Below are 18,164 nucleotides of genomic sequence, written 5' to 3'. Positions count from 1 at the left end.
ATAATCTCTCTTATGGTCATGGCGCCGACGGCCCTCGAGCCGTTCTGACGCCACGTCAACATCCTTACGGAGGAATCGGATGGCTTCGCGCACCCTGCACAGAATCGTCGATCTCGATCCCCGCTCCCCCGCCCCCGAGCCCGCCTCCGTACCTGACGTGGCGCGGTACGTGGGCAAGGTCGACCCCGCCGAGGTGCTCGTCACCGGGTGGCGTCGACTGGGCGACCTGACAGACTTGGTGACGGTTCACTGGCCACGTCACCACGATTTCTACGCGCCCGCGCCGCACGGTTACGGCCTCATGCTGTTCACCGAGAGCGTCCGCCAGGCCCTGGCCATGGCCAGCCACGCGGGGCTCGACATACCCCTGGGCCACCGGATGGGCTGGGAGACGCTGTCCTGCGCGGTCGCGCCGGACGCCTTGGGCGGCGGACCGGGCCAGGCCGCCGTGGAGTTGACCGTCACCCACGAGACCGTCGACCGCCGCAGGTCGGGCCTGGTCCGGCTGATCGCCCAGGTGCGGGCCACCCGGGGCGGCGGGCACCTGGGGACCGCCCGGGTGCGGTACACCGCCTATCCGCCGTCGCTGTACGACCGGCTGCGCGGCTCCCACGCCGACGCCAAGGAGGCCTTCGCCCGCGCTCTGCCGCCGGGTCCCGCGCTCGATCCCGCGCTGGTGGGCCGTACCCACGCACGCGACGTGACGCTGGCCCCGGACACCTCGCGGGGCGTGGACGGCGCGCGGCGACGGTGGATGCTGCGGGCCGACACCACCCACTCCGTCCTCTTCGACCACCCCCACGACCACATACCCGGCATGGTCCTGCTGGAGGCGGCGAGCCAGGCCGTCCAGGCCGACGCGGCACCGACGCGCGTGGTCCCGATCGCGCTCGACACCACGTTCTACCGCTACGTCGAGTTCGACCTGCCGTGCACGATCGTCGCGGACGAGGCCGAGACCGATAGCGGGAGCGAGAGCGACGGTGCGGAGCTCCGCCGCCAGGTCGTCAGCGGAATCCAGGACGGGGAGACGGTCTTCACGACTCAGGTCACCGGCCTCACGCTCGCCTGAAGTGCGCGTATGAGGGCGAGTTGAGTCGGCGGCGGCTCCGACGGGGGCACCCGGCGACCAGCCGGGTGCCGAGGGAGGCCCCTCAGCCACACCTGTAGCCCGACACGACACGGCGCCGGCCGGCGGGCCGCCGCCCGTGCGGGCGGCGGCGCGCCAGTCGGCGCCGTGTGGCTACGCGTTCCCGGTGAGCCCTCGGAAGGGCTCGGTCAGCGAAGGGCTTCGTTGTTGCGGGCGGTCCAGATCGCCAGGGCGGCGAGCAGGGCACAGGCACCGCCGAGCCACAGCACGCCGTGGAGGCTCAGCATGTCGACGATGACGCCGCCGACCAGTGCGCCGAGGCCGATGGAGAGGTTGAACACCGCCACCCACAGCGAGGAAGCCGCTTCCACCGCCCGCGGGGCGGCCTTGATCATCCACGTCTGGAGGCCCACGGACACACCGCCGTACGCCAGGCCCCAGACGATCAGCAGGATGATACCGCCGACCGCGGTCTGGCCCAGCAGCAGGAAGAGCGGCATCGCGACCGCGAGGGCCACGGAGATGGCCAGCACGCTCCGGTGCATACGGCGGGAGAGCGCCGAGCCGGCGGCGAAGTTTCCGATCATGCCGGCCACACCGAACCCGAACAGCAGCGGACCGACGTAGCGCTCGTCGATCCCCGACAGCTTCTGCAGGGCCGGGCTCACGAACGTGTAGGCGGCGAAGTGGCCGAACACGATGAGCACCGTCGCGATGATGCCGATGCGCACGCCCGGGTTGCGGAACTGCTCCATCAGCAGCTTCGGCCGGATGGCCTGCGAGGCGGCCAGCCCCGGCAGCACCGCCAGCAGGGCGATGAGCGTGATGAGCGCCAGAACGCTCAGCGAGGAGAAGGCGATGCGCCAGCCGGTGAGGTCACCGACCAGGGTGCCGAGCGGGACACCGAACACGTTCGCGGCTCCGACGCCGCCGAAGATGACGGCGGTGGCTCGCGGCACGTCCGCGGGGGCGACGAGCCGGACGGCCAGGCCGCTGGCGACGGCCCAGAAGCCGCCGATCGCGATACCGACCAGCACCCGGGAGCCCACCAGGACGGCGAAGTCGGGCGCCAGGGCGGAGGCCAGGTTGGAGACGGTCATCAGAGCCATCAGTCCGATGAGCAGGATGCGCCGGTCCATCTGCCCGACGAGCATCGGGACCAGCGGTGCCGCGAACGCGGCCACGATGCTGGGCACCGTCACCATCAGCCCCGCCGTGCCCTCGGAGATCGACAGCGCGGAACCCACGGAGGTCAGCAGACCGATCGGCAGTTGCTCGGCGGTCACCAGCAGGAAGGTACCCAGAGCCACCGCGGAGACCGCCATCCAGCGACTTCTCTCCGGGGCCTCTGGTTCCTGTACCTGGGTGGGGGTCTGTTCTGCGGTCGTCAACGGAGTCTCCTTCAATGATTCGGGAGCGCTCGCTCCCATACTGCCCGACATTAGTATGGGAGCGCTCGCTCCACAAGTTGGGTAAGGTGAACACATGGCACGCCCCCGGCAATTCGACGAGAAGAACGCGGTCACGTCGGCGACCGAGCTGTTCTGGCGGCGCGGTTACCACGCCACCTCGGTGCGCGACCTGGGCGACGAGCTGAAGCTCACGCCCAGCAGCCTGTACCGGACGTTCACGGACAAGCACACGCTGTTCCTGCGTGCGCTCGACCATTACCGGGCCACCGAGTCGGCCCAGGCCCGGCAGCGGCTGGACACGTCGGACCGCCCCGTGCGGGAGGTACTGAGAGAATGGATGCTGTGGCTGGTCAGCTGCCCGGCCGGCGGCAAGTCCGGCCGCGGGTGCTTCGTGGTCAACACCGCCACCGAGCTCGGCACCACCGACGAGAAGGCCCGTCAGCGGACCGAGGCCGCCTTCGAGGTCACCCGGCAGGCCCTGCGCTCCGCGCTCGCCGTGGGCCGTGACCGCGGCGAGCTCTCCGCCGACCTCGACCTCGACGCCGCCGTGGAGCTGCTGTTCACCACGGTGCTCGGCCTGCGGGTGCGGGAGCGCGCCGGCCATGACATCGAGCGTCTGACCGCCGCGATCGATCTCGCGATCCGCACCCTGGGGCCGCCGCCAGCGGAAACCGCCTGACGGCACCGCACCGGCCTCTCGTTCGGATCATGCCGGGCGCGCGGGGTCCGGCGTGATCCGAACGCAAGACCCTAGGTCGTGTCCGGAAAGTCTCGCCTGGTCTGCGGCGTCCTGCACGCGCGGTCGCTGCGTTGGCCACAAGCCCAAGTAGCTCCGCTACGAGGGCTTTCGGCCGCCTTGCGATCGCACGCACCGGACGCCGCAGACCCGCCCTCCGGGCGGACGGCGATACTTTCCGGACACTCCCTAGGCCGGCGCGCCCAGCCACGCGGTGGCCACCTCGGCCAGGCCCGGTGATCCCGCCCCTCGCGACCGCCCGCTCCAGAGCACATAGCCGTCGGGGCGGATCAGGAGCGCCGGGGCCGGCATCGCGGAGGCGGACTCCGGTACGACTTCGACGATGGAGAGCCGGCCGGACCAGGGGGCGGCCAGTTCGGCCTGGTCGGCCGCCTGGGCCGTGTGGATCAGCAGCGGACGTCCGTCGTGCAGCAGGGCGGCGAGGCTCGTCATGCCCTGGGCGGTCTTCAGCCGGGTGTCCGGGGCGAAGGTGCCGGCCAGGGGGTCGCCTGGCACCCGGACGTCGTAGCGGATGTCGGTGCCGCTGAGCATTCCGGTGAGGAACGTGTTCACCTGCGGCAGGTGCATCGCCTCGCGGAACAGCTCCCGCAGCGAGTCCGTGAGCACCCCCGGGTGCATGAGCGCCACCTGGGCCCGTACGTTGTACAGGACGCGCGCCGCCACGGGATGCCGCTCCGTGTGGTAGGTGTCGAGCAGACCGGCCGGCGCCCATCCCTTGACCTCGGCGGCGAGCTTCCAGCCCAGGTTGAGGGCGTCCTGCAGGCCCGTGTTCAGCCCCTGTCCGCCCATGGGGAAGTGGGCATGGGCGGCGTCGCCGGCCAGCAGCACGCGGCCGCTGCGGTACTGCTCGGCCTGGAGGGCGGCGTCGCTGAACCGGGTGAGGTCGCGGGGCTCCGCCATCGGCACGGGGCGGCCCGCGATGCGCTCCATCTCCTCCCGCAACTCCTCGAAGGTCACCGGCGCCTGCCGGTCCGGCGCGGGACCACGGAAGTCGTACGTGCACACCCGGCTGTGTCCGCCGGGGTTCAGCCACACCAGGGTCCAGCCCCGCGGTGTGCGCTGCCAGCCCGCGGGAGCGGTCCAGGGGTCGAGCAGGCGCACCTCCCCCATCAGCGCCGACACGGTGGCGGGCGTGCCGGTGAAGGGGATGCCGGCGGACTGACGGACGACGCTGCGCACTCCGTCGCAGCCGACCACCCACCGTGCGGTGACGTGGTTCCGGGTCCCGTCCGCGCCCTGGAGCTCCACGCGGACGCGGTCGCCCTCCTCATGGACGCCGGTGCACTCCTGGCCGCGCAGGATCCTCGCGCCCAGGCCGACGGCCCGCTCGGCGAAGACGTGCTCGGCGTAGGCCTGCGGACTGCCGACGATGACCGGGCCCTCCGCGCTCACGTCGGCGAGGTCGAGGTCGAACATCCCCGCGAAGTGGAAGGGGACGCTGGTCCGTCCGCCGCCCGCCGGACGCGGCTGGACCGCCTCGCGTAACCCGCGGCGGTGCAGGCTCTCCACCGTCCGGGCGTGCAGCGTCCCGGCCTTCGATAGTCCGGTGGGCACCGGGAGTTTCTCCACCACCAGCGGCTGGACGCCCTGCAGCGCCAGCTCGTGGGCGAGCAGCATCCCGACGGGACCACCGCCCACGATGACCACGTCACAGGTGACCGGCTCGTCCGCGGGGGCGGCTGACGGTTGCTTCACTGTGCTTTCCTCACCTTCGTGCCGAGCGGGTGGGTACGGGCGCGGAAGCCACGCCCGCACCCACCTCTGATCGCCGGGTACGGCTGGGGGTTTTACCGCACCCGGACGGCGGTGGATTGGTACGCATCTACTCGTACCATCGTATGCAAGCGCTCCGCAAGGCGAATCGCACGACCAAAGCCCTACGGTCCGCGTATCTTCGTAATATGGCTGTCATGGCACTCCGTCACCCGAAGACCGATGAGATCCGACTCGAAGACGTGTTCACCGCCTTGAGCAACCCGATGCGCCTCAAGGTCGTGCGCGCGCTCGCCGAGTCCGGCCCGACCCCGTGCGGAAGCCTGCTCGACGGCGTCCCCAAGTCCACGCTCACCCACCACTGGCGGGTCCTGCGCGAGGGTGGCCTCATCTGGCAGGAGGCGGTGGGACGCGAGTACACCCTGACGCTGCGCGCCGACGACCTCGAACAGCGTTTTCCCGGGCTGCTGCCGGCCGTGCTGCGGGCCGCCCGGATCCCGGCGCCGCGGTGAGCCGGACACCGCGGATGCCCCGGGCTCGGCTGAACCCGGGGCATCTGCGGTGTGGATGTGTCAGGGCAGGCGGACCGACTGGCCGTGCCGGAAGAAGTCGGTCGGATCCCAGTACGCCTTGGCCTGCTGGAGGCGGGCGTAGTTGCCGTCCCAGTAGAGGTCGTGCCAGGGCACCGAAGAGGTGTTGTACCGCGCGTCGCTGAGGTCGATGTCGCAGTAGTTCACGAAGCAGCCCGAGGTCTGCTGGTCCGGAACCGGTACGCCGCCCTTGTCGGCGTACGTCTCCCGGTACAGGGCGCGCAGCCAGGCCAGGTTGACCGCGTCGTCCTCGGCCTCCGTCCAGTTGGTCTGGTACAGCACCTTGAACGTGGAGTCACGGTGCGCCTGCGCGGTGTCCCCGGACGCCAGCGCGTTCACCTGCGCGCCGTAGGAACTCACCACCACCTGCGCCATCGGGTTGTCCAGCTGCCCGGCCCGCAGGTGCTTGTAGAGGGTGGCGATCTGGGCCGTGGTGAAGCCGCGCCGGTGATAGGCGGACTTCTGGTCGCCGCGCAGCGTGGGGTTGGTCATCACCTGGTTGCTGGTGCCGAGGTAGTGCGTGGCCTTGAGCCAGCTCCAGCGCCGCGGCACGAAGAAGTTGGCCAGCGGGCCGTGGTCGCTCGAGTTCTCCGAGGGCCGCACGGGGGAGATGGACATGCCCCGGGTGACGTGGGCGAGGAAGTCCCTGAGCACGGTGTCGGCGTTCGGGGTGTCTCCGGTGATGTGCGTGAGCAGCCCGATCTCCCCGCCGGATATGTGGTTCAGGTTGAGCAGGGAGACCAGGCCCGGCGTGTCGCCCGGTTCGGCGTGCATCTCGTGCCAGGTGCCGAAGTTGCGCACCAGCGTGGTGAAGTCCGCCTGCGTCATCTTCGCCCACGGCCAGGCGAGGGCGCTGACGAGGACCTCGGCCGGCGGCTTCGGCAGGAGAGCGGAGGGATCGGTCCCCGTGGCGTTCGGGGAGCGGAACCAGTAGCGGGTGACGATTCCGAAGGTCCCGCCGCCGCCACCGGTGTGTGCCCACCACAGGTCGTGGAGGTGACCGGTGTCGTCGCGGGTGGCGACCACCGCCCTTGCCTTCCCGAAGCTGTCCACCGTCACGACCTCGACCGCGTACAGATGGTCCACGATCAGGCCGTCGCGGCGGCACAGCAGCCCCCAGCCGCCTCCGGCGACATGGCCGCCCGCACCCACCGAGTAGCACATACCGCCGGGAACGGTCACGCCCCAGCCGCGGTACAGACGGTCGTAGACGTCACCGAGATTGGCGCCCGGCTCGACCGCGAACGCGTTCTTCTCCGCGTCGAAGTACACGCGGTTCATCTCCGACATGTCGACGATCACATCGACGTCGGAGTTGTAGACGAACTCCTCGTAGCAGTGGCCGCCGCTGCGGACCGTCACTCGTCTCCTCGCCGCCGCGGCCTGCGCGACGACGGCGACGACCTGCTCCGTGGTGGACACCAGGTGGACGCGGTCCGGCGACGACGTCCAGCGCTGGTTCAGGCCGACCGTGAGGTCCGCGTAGCGGGGGTCGCCGGGCTGGATCGCGGTGGCGGCGAAGGGGGGCGCCTCCGTCGTCGTACCGCCGGCGGAGGCCAGGGCCGGCGGGGCGAAGCCGAGTGCGGAGACGCCGGCCGCCCCGCCCGCGGCGGCGAGGACGGAACGGCGGCTGGGCTGTTTTCCGTTGCGTGACATGAGAACTCCCGAGATCAAGGGTGGGACAGACCGTGCGCGCGCCTGTACAGCACTTCGCGCCGCGGGCTACTCCAGGTACTCGTCGCCGAATTCGGGGCCTACCTCATAGCCGTAGGCCACATCCTTGAGGCGCTGTTCCTCCGAGGGCGGCGGCGTGTCCCCGTCCGCGGGGACGCCGACGTTCAGGAAGAACCTGTCCTTCCCTCCGGGAAGGGTCATGAAGAGCATCTTCGCGGGCTCCGCGGTGACGTTCTTGAAGGCGTGCTTCGTGCCTCGCGGGACGTAGATGAAGGTTCCCGCCGGGGCCTCGTGCTTGCCGTTCTTGTCCCGGAACTCGACGGTGCCCTCCAGGACGTAGAAGGCCTCCTCCTCCCAGTGGTGGACGTGCAGCGGCGGACCGCCGCCCTCCGGGACGAGCGCCTCGATGAGGGTGAGCGTCTTCCCGGTGTTGTGTTCACCGGACTTCACGGTGTACCGGTCGCCGAACGCCCACCGGCTCGGCCCTTCGCCCGGCGGGACGATGACGACCTCGTTCTTGTTCTGGCCCGCGAAGAAACCCAGGCTCACCGGCCCTCGCCTCCGTACAGCGCGTCCAGCTCCTTGACGTCGGTCTCCGAAAGGCGCAGGCCGGCCGCCGCGATGTTCTCCTCCAGGTGGTCCGGGCTGGAGGTGCCGGGGATGCAGCAGATGTTCGGCGAGTGCTGCAGCAGCCAGGCGAGCGCCACCTGATAGGGGGTGGCCTCGAGCCGCTGCGCCACGGCGTGGATGACCTGGGCGTCCAGCGGCACGTGCTGCGGCACCTTCGTGTCCGTCGCCGTGTCCTTCTCGTGCTGGAGGGTGAACGTGCCCAGCGGGAAGAACGGCATGAAGGCGATGCCCGCCTCGGCGCAGGTCTGCACGAGGTCCTCGTGGAGGCGGCGCACGACGTTGTACTCGTTCTGCACGCAGACGACGGGGGCGATCTCCCGGGCCTCGGCGAGCTGCCGGGCGGTGACGTTGCTGACCCCGAGGTGCCGGATGAGGCCCTGCTCGCGCAGTTCGGCGAGCGCGCCGAAGGGTTCGGCGATCGAGTCGTCGGGGCCGAGACCGCCGGCCTCCTCCACGATCCGCAGGTTCACCACGTCGAGATGGTCGCGGCCCAGCCCACGGAGGTTGTCGTACACGGCCCGGCGCAGCTGTTCCGGCTTCAGCGCCGACGGCCAGGCCTGGTCCGGGGTGCGGAAGGCGCCCACCTTCGTCACGATGACCAGGTCGTCGCCGTACGGGTGGAGGGCCTCACGGATGACCTCGTTGGCGACGTACGGGCCGTAGTAGTCGCTGGTGTCGATGTGGTTGACGCCCAGCTCCACCGCGCGCCGGACCACCGCCACCGCGCGCGCCCGGTCCTTCGGCGGGCCCCAGACGCCGGGCCCGGGAAGCTGCATGGCGCCGAACCCCATCCGGCGGATGACGAGTTCACCGCCCAGTGCGAACTCCCCCGCCGCCGCTGCGGGCTCGGTACCTGCGATGGCGTGACTGGTGGACATGATCTGCTCCTTGAAGAGGTGAGGATGTCGGCTGTGTCCGGGGGGACCGGTCAGCCGCGGATGACGGTCTTGCTGCGCATCAGGAACTCGCCGAGATAGCCGTCGTGCGGCACGCCCCGGTCCATCCAGTGGGTGGGGTGGTCACCGACGTACACGTTGGCGATCGTCCGGTCGGCGACCAGCTCGTCGATCAGCTCGCCGTCCGACGGCGTGATCTCGTCGTCGGTCAGCACACCGACGACGAGTGAGTCGCCCAGGACGGCGGCGCCGTCGGCGCGGTTCCAGGGCACCACCCATACGCAGGGGAAGGGCAGTTCGGCGGTGTGCCAGCCGCCCTTCAGGTCGGGCGCCTCGAACACCGCGGGGCGCAGCACCGCGCCGCCGCCGGCGAGTTCGTCCACGACGCCGTCGCCGCCGAGGTGTGCGGTGGTTCCCTTGGCGCGCTCCAGGAGATGCCGCTCCAGGGCCCGCGCCCGGTCGAGCGGCTGCACCGGCAGCCCCGCCTTCTCGTCCTCGGCCGGCAGACTGGGCAGCGCGCCGAGACGCTCGGCCAGCGCACGGGCCACCGGCGCCGGATCGCCCTCGACGAAGACCGCGGTCGCGTTGACGCACTTCATGCCGCCGTGGTGCGCGATGGAGTCCACCATCGTGTCCAGGTGCGCGCGCCAGTCCGACTCGGCCGTGACCAGGATCTTCGCCCGGCCGGGCCCCTGTACCAGCACGTCGGGGTCGTCTGCGTACTTGCGGACGACGTCGTCGCCGCCGTACACCAGCGCCAGATCGGCTCCGGTGAGCAGCTCGCCGGCCACCGCGTGGTCGGTGGGCAGCAGCACCACGTGGTCGTCGCCGAACCCGGCGGTGCGCAGGGCGGCGACCAGCCGGTGCGGGGTGAACGGTTCCCGGCGCGAGGGCCGGATCGCGACGCGGAAACCCAGCGCGAGGGCCTCCAGCCACAGCGCGTGCGGCGCCGGGTGGTTGCCCGCCGCGTTCACGGCGAGCACCTCGCCGCGCCGGGTCCACACCGCGCTGCCGGTGCGGGTGCGGGCGTCCTGCCAGTCGAGCACGGCGCCGCCGGGCAGCGCGCCGTAGGCCCCGGCCAGGGCGCGGCGCGCCGAGTCGGCGATCTCGTCGGCGGCGGAGCGTACGGCGGGCAGCGGGATCCCGGAGACCCGGGCGACGGTGCGCTCGTACGCGTCGTACGTCAGCCCGTGCACCTCCTCCTCGCGGAAGATGCGGGCCGCACGGGCGAGGGCCGCCAGGCGCCGCTCGCGCGGCAGCGGCGTCGCCTTGTGCAGGGCGGCCAGGGCCCGGCTGACGAACAGCCGGGGTACGAGGCTGAGTTCGGCGACCGCCGTCCCGGCGGTGTCGGTGACGGTCTCGCGGTTGCGTGCGCGGTACGGCCCCCCGGGGCCCAGCGCGTCCAGTGCGTACGGCTCGGTCGTGGGCATCAGTAGACCCCCTCGATCACCTTCTGGTCGTCGAACTCGCGCACGGGGGCGATGTCCGCCACCGAGTCGCCGACCTGGCCCGGCAGGGGCCGGATACGGGTGGCGACGTCCCGCTCCACGTTGTTGGGCAGGAACAGGCTCTTGCCGACGTAGTGCATCACCACGCGGCCGCGCTCGCCGTACTCGACCGGCCGGCGCTTCTCCAGGTCGACCACGTTGTAGGTCATGTACGGCGAGAACGGGTCGTAGACGCAGGGGTCGTCGTCGCCCAGGCCCGGGCGCTCGGTGACGTGGCCGAGCGTCATGGTGTTGCCGAAGCCGCTGCACAGCACGGTGTCGGGGAACAGCTCGGTGCGGTACAGGTTCCGCGTGTCGGGGTCGAGCTGGGTGCCCACCCACATGATGGCCTTGACCTTCTCGCGGACGAGGTCGACGAGTTCGTCGCGGCGGCACAGACGCTCCAGGACGGGCGGCGTCAGCATGAGCACGCCGATGTCCTGGGAGCGCAGCGGATGCTGGAGCTGGTCGATGAGGTGCTCGGTGTACTGGTCGGACTCGGCCTGGTCGCCCCGCGCGATGATCTTCTTCACCCAGCGCGGGTCGACGTCGACGGCGAAGGACAGGCCGCCGCGCTGCGCCACCAGCTGCTGGAAGGAGGCGCCGACCATGTGCGGCCCGGACGGGATGGCCAGCAGCCAGTTCACGTCGCGCGGCACGCCGTGCGCGTCCAGCTGGGCGTTGCTGTGGGCCAGCAGCATGTCCAGCCACTCCTGGAGCATGACGACGCGCTTGGGCGCGCCGGTGGTGCCGCCGCTGTCGAAGACGCCGACGATCTCGGGGCGGCCGCCGTACCCCCGCGGGATCAGGTCCTCGGCACGCACGTCCCGCAGGTCGTTGGCGAAGTTCGGGAAGAGCTTCAGGTCGTCGAAGGTGCGGATGTCCTCGACGGGGTCGAAGTCCAGCCGGCCGAGGCGGTCGAGCCAGAACGGCGCGCCGGTCTCCTTGGAGAAGTGCCAGCGGATCGCGGCGCGGAGGAATTCGTCGGGGTCGGGCGTGGTGCCGTAGGGCAGTTCGAGAAGGGGGTCTGCAGCGGACATCGGAGAGCTTCCTTTCGGCCAGGTCCGGCGGAGGGCGTGTCGGGGCCCCGGGTTCAGTCGGCCTGTGGTGCCTTGGCGATGCGGTCGAGGAGTTCGTCGGCCCAGTCGCGCGTGTAGGAACGGAAGTGGGGGAATCCGCCGTCGTACGGGTCGCCCGTCCACACGAAGTCGGCACCGGGGTTGTGCACGTCGGTGCCGGACGCGGTGAAGAGGTGCGGGCTGCCCTGCACGCGGGAGCCGCGTGCCACGGCGAAGTCACGGTGGATCGCCGCGCGGGCCGTGCCCTGTGCCAGGGCGTCGGCCAGCGCCGCCTCGTCCACGAGCGGGCACGCGGCGGCCACGGCGAGGATCTCGGAGGTGAGACTGATGCAGCGGCCCTGCCCGTAGAAGGCGTGGCGCAGGGCGGTGTCCAGCTGATCGCTCGCGGGCAGCCCGCCGACGGCCGGTGCCTTCGCGGCCTGGACGGCTTCCAGCGCCGGCAGCGTCGTCACCGGATAGCGCGAGTCCGGGCCGGGCCACAGGCGCCAGCCGAGCGTGGGCACCAGCGCGCCGATCGCCACCGTCTCGGCGTCGATGATGGGCTTGGGTGTGGGTTCGGAGTTGAACAGTTCCAGGGGGAAGGCCCTGTGGTCGACCAGGAGCTCCTGGCCGCGTTCGGCAGCGGCGGTGTGCAGCGTGGCCAGCGCCAGCGTCGCCCACGGGCAGCCGATGTCCGACCAGACGGTCACGACGGCCTCGTCGGTCGCGTGGAGCGCGGCGGTGTCGGCCTGGATGGTCATGGGCGGGAACACTCCTGCTGATCGGCGCAACGGGCGGGCGGACGGCCAGCATTCTGGTCACAGGGGTGGTCGCCGCCGCACGGCTCGGCCGCGGACTCTGTCACACGCCGCAGACTTCGTCAGAAGCGCTCGGGCAAGGTGACGGAGTCGGCCGCCGCCGGTCGACACCCGGCCGGTACGCGGCGGATCATGACGCACCCGGTGGCTCGCGCGTCAGGCCGCCGCGTGGCCCGTGCGAGCGCCGCCGCATGACCGCGTCTGAGCGTCACCGCGTGGCCCCGTTCTGAGCGCGCCGCATGACCGCGTTTGAGCGTCGCCGCGTAGCCCCGTTTGAGCGCCGCCGGGACTTCGACCGTGCCGCGGGTCGATCGTGCGGCGCGTCCGATGCTCCGTCGCGGCGAGGGTGGCCTCGTCGCCGGCGCCGTTGTCGTACGAGACATGGCCGGTGCCGTACGGACCGCCGTACCCGACGTGGAACCGGACCGAGCCCGGGTAGCCGGGACGGGACGATGATCGCGCCCCCGTGGACGTCCTCCGTCCGCGCGTCGTGCGCGGCCCCCGCCGGGTCGGATGCGATGGCGGCCCTGTCGGCCGGCTCGGCCACCCCGCGCCGCCGTACCTCGGCGCCGGCCTTCCTGGCGGCGTCGGCCGCCGGCCCGGGCGAGCGGGGCGGACGTGGCCGGTGCAGCGGTCATCGATGACGGCGACGCCCGTCGTCACGGGCATTCCTTCTGCGTCGTCGCAGGCCGGTGGCCGGTGACCGACATCCCGGCGTCATGACGGCAGCGGAGCCTTCCGGAACCGGCAAAGAAGCGGCAATCGCGGCCGCGCGACTTCGTCAGCTGTCCCCGGCAGCGCCCCCGTGTCGCGCCAAGTTGACGGATTAGGCACCTTCGCGACGGACTGAGCGCCATCACGACGGACTACCCGCCGGTGCGTTGCCGCTCCGGACGCCCGCTTCCACAGTGGAGTCCGCCCGGCCAAGCCCGGATGCGAACCCGCTGGAGGACGCACGCCGGTACACCCGCAGCCGCGGCCCCACCGGGCAGAGACCCTGCCGGCGCGCACGTACGACCGTGCCCGCTTCACACACGGCCATGCCCGCCATCAGCCGGAGTTGCTCCGGCATGCCCCCGCCGAGGGAATTCGATGACCGACATTGAGTCCTACCTTCGCTCCCTGCCCGCTCTCCAACAACCCGACTGGGCGCACCACCCCCGTCTGGACACCGCCCGCGCCCACCTGCGGCGCATGCCCGCCCTCGTGGACATCGAGGCGGTGCACCGCCTCAGGTCCCTGCTTGGCGAGGCCGCGGCCGGCCACCTGCAGATCGTCCAGGCCGGCGACTGCGCCGAGGACCCGGCCGAGGCGACCCCCGAGGACGTCGCCCGCAAGACGGCGCTGCTCGACGTGCTCTCCGGGACGATGAAGCTCGCGTCCGGAAAGCCGGTGCTGCGCGTGGGCCGCCTCGCCGGACAGTTCGGCAAGCCCCGCTCGCGCCCCACCGAGACCGTGAACGGCGTCGAACTGCCCGTCTACCGGGGCCACCTGGTCAACCGGCCCGAGCCCGACCCCGAGCTGCGCCGCCCCGACCCCGACCATCTGCTCTCCGGCTACCGGGCCGCCAGCGACACCATGCACTACCTGGGCTGGCGCGGCTCCGCGGGCCGCCGTTCGGAGTTCGGCGTGCCGGTGTGGACCAGCCACGAGGCACTGCTGCTCGACTACGAACTGCCCATGCTGCGCCGCGAACCCGACGGCTCGCTGCTGCTGGCCTCCACCCACTGGCCGTGGGTGGGCGAGCGCACCCGGCAGCCGGACGGCGCCCACATCGCCCTGCTCGCCGCCGTGTCCAACCCGGTCGCCGTCAAGGTCGGACCGAGCATGACGCCCGAGGAGCTGCTCGCGCTGTGCGAGCGTCTGGACCCCGAGCGCAGCCCCGGCCGGCTCACCCTGATCTCCCGGATGGGTGCGGAGAACGCCCCGCGCAAGCTGCCCGCCCTGGTGAAGGCCGTCGCCGCGGCCGGCCACCCGGTGCTGTGGCTGTCGGACCCGATGCACGGCAACACCGTGTCCGGCCCGGACGGGCTCAAGACCCGCCTGGTCGAGACCGTGGTGTGCGAGATCCAGGCGTTCCAGGAGGCGGTGTGCGCGGGCGGCGGCGTCGCGGCCGGCCTGCACCTGGAGACGACTCCCGAAGCGGTCACCGAGTGCGTCTCGGACGCGGTCGAGCTGGACCGCATCGGCGACAAGTACCTGAGCTTCTGCGACCCGCGGCTGAACCCGCAGCAGGCCGTCGAGGTGACCTCGGCCTGGCGGGGCTGACCCGTACGGCGTCACTCGACTCGCCGCTGACACAAGGAGGTTGGAGACGTGCAAGGAACACTCGCCCTGGTCACCGGGGCGGCCGGCGGTATCGGAGAGGCGGTCGCCCGGCTGCTGGCCGAGCGCGGAGCACGGGTGGCCGCCGTCGACCTGGACGCCGAACGGATCGCCGCCACGGCCGCCGAGCTCCGCGCGGACGGCCTCGATGTGACCGGCTTCGCCGCCGACGTCACATCGAGTTCCGCCGTTGAGCGGCTCGTCGACGACGTCGAGACCCGGCTCGGCCCGGTGCGGCACCTGGTGAACGCCGCCGGTGTGCTGCGTCTCGGCCAGGCACGCGCCCTGACCGACCAGGACTGGAACGCCACGTTCGCGGTGAACGCCACCGGCGTGTTCCATGTGTCGCGGGCCGTGGTCAACCGCATGATCCCCCGTGGCACCGGCGGGATCGTCACCGTCGCGTCGAACGCCGCGGGCACCGCACGCGCGGAGATGGCGGCCTACGCGGCCTCCAAGGCCGCCGCGACCGCGTTCACCAAGTGCCTGGGCCTCGAAGTGGCGCACACCGGCATCCGCTGCAACGTGGTGGCCCCCGGCTCCACCGACACCCCGATGCTGCGCGGCATGCACACCGCCGACACCGCCGCCAAGGCGTCGATCGCCGGCAGCCCGGAGCAGTACCGGGTCGGCATTCCGCTGGGCAAGGTCGCCCGTCCCGAGGACGTCGCCCGGACCGTCGCCTTCCTGCTGTCGGAGGACGCCGGGCACATCACGATGCACGAGCTGACCGTGGACGGCGGAGCCACCCTCGGTGTCTGAGAACGAAAGGAAACACCCCATGCCCGGCATCCCCCCGGTGGAGTCCTACCCCCTGCCCACCGCGGAGCAACTCCCCGAGAACACGGTCGACTGGCAGCTGTCCCCCCGGCGCGCGGTGCTGCTCCTGCACGACATGCAGGAGTACTTCCTCAGGCCGTTCCCGCGCACCACCGACCTCGGCCGGTCCCTGGTGGACAACACGGCGCGGCTGCGCGACCAGGCCAGGGCCCTGGGCATTCCCGTCGCCTACACCGCGCAGCCCGGCAGCATGACGCCGGAACAGCGCGGGCTCCTCAAGGACTTCTGGGGTCCGGGCATGCGGGCCACGCCCGAGCACCGCAAGGTGGTCGCCCCGCTGGAGCCGGAAGACGGCGACTGGACGTTCACCAAGTGGCGGTACAGCGCCTTCTTCAAGACCGACCTGCTGGCCCGGATGCGCGCGGAGGGCCGCGACCAGCTGATCATCTGCGGCGTGTACGCGCACGTGGGCGTACTGATGACCGCGGTGGAGGCTTACACCAACGACATCCAGCCCTTCCTGGTGGCCGACGCGGTGGCCGACTTCTCCGCCGACTACCACCGGCTGGCCCTCACCTATGCCGCCGAGCGTGCCGCGAAGGTCGTGACGGCCGAAGCGGCACTGACCGAGCTCGACGCGGCGACCGCGGCAGCGCACTGAGCGCGCCCCTCCCCGGCGAAAGGATTCCCATGACAAGGCAGGACGGCGCGCTGGCGCTGCTGTCGCGCATCCTGGACGGCTCGACGGAGGCGTTCGCCCTGCTGCACCGCCCGGAGGCGGCAGGCGACGACACCCTCGAGGTGCTGACCGGTGAGATGGCGCGGGTCGGCACGCTCGCCGACCTCGAGTTCGACGAGACGCAGGACGCCGATGCCGGCGCCGGCCAGGAACTGCTGGTGCTCATCCCCTATCGGCAGCTGGCCGAACGCGGCTTCGCGGCCCCGGACGACGGCAGTCCGCTGCTGGCGATGCGGGTGCGCGAACAGGCGTCCCTCTCGCTGCGCGAGAACCTGGGACTGCTGCCCAACGATCCGGTGAAGGTGACCGGCGGCCACTTCGACATCGACGACGACACGTACGCCGAGACGGTGCGCCGCGTCGTCGCCGACGAGATCGGTACGGGCGAGGGCGCCAACTTCGTGATGAAGCGGTCCTTCACCGCCCAGCTGCCGGACTTCGGCGTGCCGGCCGCGCTGTCGTTCTTCCGCCGCCTCGTCGAACGGGAGGCGGGCGCGTACTGGACGTTCCTCATCCACACCGGCGAGCGGACCTTCGTCGGGGCCACCCCCGAGCGGCACATCAGCGTCCGGGACGGCCGGGCGGTGATGAACCCCATCAGCGGCACCTACCGCTACCCCGCGTCCGGCCCGGACCTGGACGGAGTCCTCGCCTTCCTCGCCGACACGAAGGAGGCCGACGAGCTGTACATGGTCGTCGACGAGGAACTGAAGATGATGGGCCGGATCTGCCCCGGGGGCGGCCGCGTGGTGGGGCCGTACCTGAAGGAGATGGCACGCCTCGCGCACACCGAGTACTTCATCGAGGGCCGGACCGACCGCGATGTGCGCGACATCCTGCGCGAGACGCTGTTCGCCCCGACGGTGACGGGCTCCCCGCTGGAGAGCGCCGCCCGCGTCATCAGCCGCTACGAGCCGGCGGGGCGCGGCTACTACAGCGGCGTGGCCGCACTCATCGGGCGGGACGCCGCGGGCGGGCGCACCCTGGACTCGTCGATCCTGATCCGTACCGCCGACATCGACCCCGCCGGGGTGATGCGGATCGGCGTGGGTGCCACGCTGGTGCGCCACTCCGACCCGGCCTCGGAGGTGCAGGAGACCCGCGCCAAGGCCGCGGGGCTGCTCGCGGCGCTCGGCGGGGCCGAACCCACCCGGTTCGGTTCGCATCCGGCGGTGCGCGAGGCGCTGGACTCGCGCAACGACGACATCGCCCGGTTCTGGCTGCGGGACACCGCCGGTGCCGCCCGGCCCACCGGCCCGCTGGCCGGGCGCAGGGTCCTGGTGGTCGACGCCGAGGACACGTTCACCGAGATGATCGCCCACCAGATCCGCTCGCTGGGCTGCGAGGTGGACGTGCGCCGCTTCGACGAACCGTACGACTTCGACGCCCACGACCTGGTGGTCATGGGCCCGGGGCCGGGCGACCCGCGGGACACGTCCCACCCGAAGATCGCCCATCTGCGCTCGGCGGTGACCCAGCTCCTGGAGGAGCGCAGGCCGTTCCTCGCCGTCTGCCTGAGCCATCAGGTACTGAGCACGCTGCTCGGCCTGGACCTGGTACGCCGCCCGGTGCCCAACCAGGGCGCACAGCACGAGATCGACCTGTTCGGCAGGGCGGCGCGGGTGGGCTTCTACAACACGTTCGCCGCCCAGTGGGACGCGGACTCCTTCGAGCACCCGGTGCACGGCCGGGTCGAGGTGAGCCGGAACCCGGCGACGGGTGAGGTGCACGCGCTGCGGGCGGCCGGGTTCGCGTCGATGCAGTTCCACGCCGAGTCCGTGCTGACCGTGGACGGGCCGAGCATCATCGGCTCGCTGCTCGAGGAGGTGTCCGGCGCATGCACGCGGTGATCGTCTGGTGGGATCTGGCGGGCTCGCCGCAGACCATCGAGTCGCTGCGCGGTTTTCTGCGCGACGAGGCGGTGGAACGCTTCTCGCACGTGCCCGGCCTGCGGCTGAAGTTCTGGATCTCCGACGCGGCCACCGACCGGTGGGGAGCGGTACTGCTGTGGGAGTCGCGGCAGGCGGCGCAGGCCGTTCTGCCCCAGCTGGCCGCCTCACTGATCGGTTACCCGCCGACCGAGCGCCACGCCTTCGACGTGGAGGCCACGGTGGAGGGCGAGTTCGCCCTGGCCGCGCTCGCCGGCCGCGGCCTGGCGCTGGAACCGGCCGGTCCCTGAACCGGCGCTGCAACCG

General features: G+C 71.7%; 16 protein-coding genes. 8 read left to right on the top strand and 8 right to left on the bottom strand.

Annotation, left to right across the window (positions count from 1 at the left end; all coding sequences use genetic code 11):
- Positions 1-79 precede the first annotated feature (79 nt).
- Positions 80-1,072, top strand: a complete 993-nt coding sequence (locus tag ACIRB4_RS07610) for a ScbA/BarX family gamma-butyrolactone biosynthesis protein (protein ID WP_403289106.1) — start codon at positions 80-82, stop codon at positions 1,070-1,072.
- A gap of 206 nt (positions 1,073-1,278) precedes the next feature.
- Here ACIRB4_RS07610 and ACIRB4_RS07605 read toward each other — a convergent pair whose 3' ends face one another.
- On the bottom strand, positions 1,279-2,415 hold the full coding sequence (locus tag ACIRB4_RS07605; protein WP_403289105.1) for an MFS transporter: 1,137 nt from the start codon (positions 2,413-2,415) through the stop codon (positions 1,279-1,281).
- Positions 2,416-2,575: 160 nt separating this feature from the next.
- Here ACIRB4_RS07605 and ACIRB4_RS07600 point away from each other — a divergent pair, with 160 nt between their 5' ends.
- Complete coding sequence (locus ACIRB4_RS07600; RefSeq protein ID WP_403289104.1) at positions 2,576-3,181, top strand: TetR/AcrR family transcriptional regulator; 606 nt, start codon at positions 2,576-2,578, stop codon at positions 3,179-3,181.
- Positions 3,182-3,427: 246 nt separating this feature from the next.
- On the opposite strand, the gene ACIRB4_RS07595 is transcribed toward ACIRB4_RS07600, so the two are convergent.
- Positions 3,428-4,954, bottom strand: a complete 1,527-nt coding sequence (locus tag ACIRB4_RS07595; RefSeq protein WP_403289103.1) for an FAD-dependent monooxygenase — start codon at positions 4,952-4,954, stop codon at positions 3,428-3,430.
- A 215-nt stretch (positions 4,955-5,169) separates the two neighbouring features.
- Between ACIRB4_RS07595 and ACIRB4_RS07590 the strand changes: the two genes are divergently transcribed.
- Entirely contained in the window at positions 5,170-5,484 is a 315-nt protein-coding gene (locus tag ACIRB4_RS07590) for an ArsR/SmtB family transcription factor (RefSeq protein ID WP_403289102.1), read from the top strand.
- A 60-nt stretch (positions 5,485-5,544) separates the two neighbouring features.
- On the opposite strand, the gene ACIRB4_RS07585 is transcribed toward ACIRB4_RS07590, so the two are convergent.
- From ACIRB4_RS07585 to ACIRB4_RS07560, 6 genes are all read right to left on the bottom strand, one after another.
- Positions 5,545-7,218 (bottom strand): FAD-binding protein, encoded by a 1,674-nt coding sequence (locus tag ACIRB4_RS07585; protein ID WP_403289101.1) that lies wholly within the window; start codon positions 7,216-7,218, stop codon positions 5,545-5,547.
- Between the two features lie 66 nt (positions 7,219-7,284).
- Positions 7,285-7,785: a cupin domain-containing protein gene (locus tag ACIRB4_RS07580; RefSeq protein ID WP_403289100.1), complete on the bottom strand. Its 501-nt coding sequence runs from the start codon at positions 7,783-7,785 to the stop codon at positions 7,285-7,287.
- Positions 7,782-8,744, bottom strand: coding sequence for an oxidoreductase (locus tag ACIRB4_RS07575; RefSeq protein ID WP_403289099.1), 963 nt, complete (start codon positions 8,742-8,744; stop codon positions 7,782-7,784). The genes ACIRB4_RS07580 and ACIRB4_RS07575 overlap by 4 nt, the downstream gene beginning before the upstream one ends.
- 50 nt (positions 8,745-8,794) lie before the next feature.
- Positions 8,795-10,192 (bottom strand): aldehyde dehydrogenase family protein, encoded by a 1,398-nt coding sequence (locus ACIRB4_RS07570; protein WP_403289098.1) that lies wholly within the window; start codon positions 10,190-10,192, stop codon positions 8,795-8,797.
- A complete protein-coding gene (locus tag ACIRB4_RS07565) occupies positions 10,192-11,289 on the bottom strand; it encodes a phenazine antibiotic biosynthesis protein (protein WP_403289097.1) in 1,098 nt (365 codons plus the stop codon). Before ACIRB4_RS07565 ends, ACIRB4_RS07570 begins: the two co-directional genes overlap by 1 nt.
- A 53-nt stretch (positions 11,290-11,342) precedes the next feature.
- The gene (locus ACIRB4_RS07560) at positions 11,343-12,068 is read right to left on the bottom strand and encodes a DsbA family protein (RefSeq protein WP_403289095.1); all 726 of its coding nucleotides are present in this window, start codon (positions 12,066-12,068) and stop codon (positions 11,343-11,345) included.
- Between the two features lie 1,149 nt (positions 12,069-13,217).
- On the opposite strand from ACIRB4_RS07560, the gene ACIRB4_RS07555 reads away from it, so the two are divergent.
- The 5 genes from ACIRB4_RS07555 to ACIRB4_RS07535 are packed head-to-tail and all read left to right on the top strand — an operon-like array spanning position 13,218 to position 18,148.
- Positions 13,218-14,393, top strand: a complete 1,176-nt coding sequence (locus tag ACIRB4_RS07555) for a 3-deoxy-7-phosphoheptulonate synthase (protein WP_403289094.1) — start codon at positions 13,218-13,220, stop codon at positions 14,391-14,393.
- A gap of 48 nt (positions 14,394-14,441) precedes the next feature.
- Positions 14,442-15,212 carry a 2,3-dihydro-2,3-dihydroxybenzoate dehydrogenase gene (locus ACIRB4_RS07550; protein WP_403289093.1) on the top strand — a complete coding sequence of 257 codons (771 nt, stop codon included), beginning with the start codon at positions 14,442-14,444 and terminating at the stop codon, positions 15,210-15,212.
- A 19-nt stretch (positions 15,213-15,231) separates the two neighbouring features.
- Entirely contained in the window at positions 15,232-15,891 is a 660-nt protein-coding gene (locus ACIRB4_RS07545) for an isochorismatase family protein (RefSeq protein WP_403289092.1), read from the top strand.
- Between the two features lie 29 nt (positions 15,892-15,920).
- On the top strand, positions 15,921-17,819 hold the full coding sequence (locus ACIRB4_RS07540; RefSeq protein WP_403289091.1) for an anthranilate synthase family protein: 1,899 nt from the start codon (positions 15,921-15,923) through the stop codon (positions 17,817-17,819).
- Positions 17,807-18,148 (top strand): hypothetical protein, encoded by a 342-nt coding sequence (locus ACIRB4_RS07535; RefSeq protein WP_403289090.1) that lies wholly within the window; start codon positions 17,807-17,809, stop codon positions 18,146-18,148. The genes ACIRB4_RS07540 and ACIRB4_RS07535 overlap by 13 nt, the downstream gene beginning before the upstream one ends.
- Positions 18,149-18,164 lie beyond the last annotated feature (16 nt).

Source organism: Streptomyces sp. NPDC093600 (genome assembly GCF_044764755.1).
GTDB lineage: Bacteria > Actinomycetota > Actinomycetes > Streptomycetales > Streptomycetaceae > Streptomyces.
Note: the sequence above shows the minus strand (reverse complement) of the source record. Positions and strands in the feature narration are given on the sequence as shown.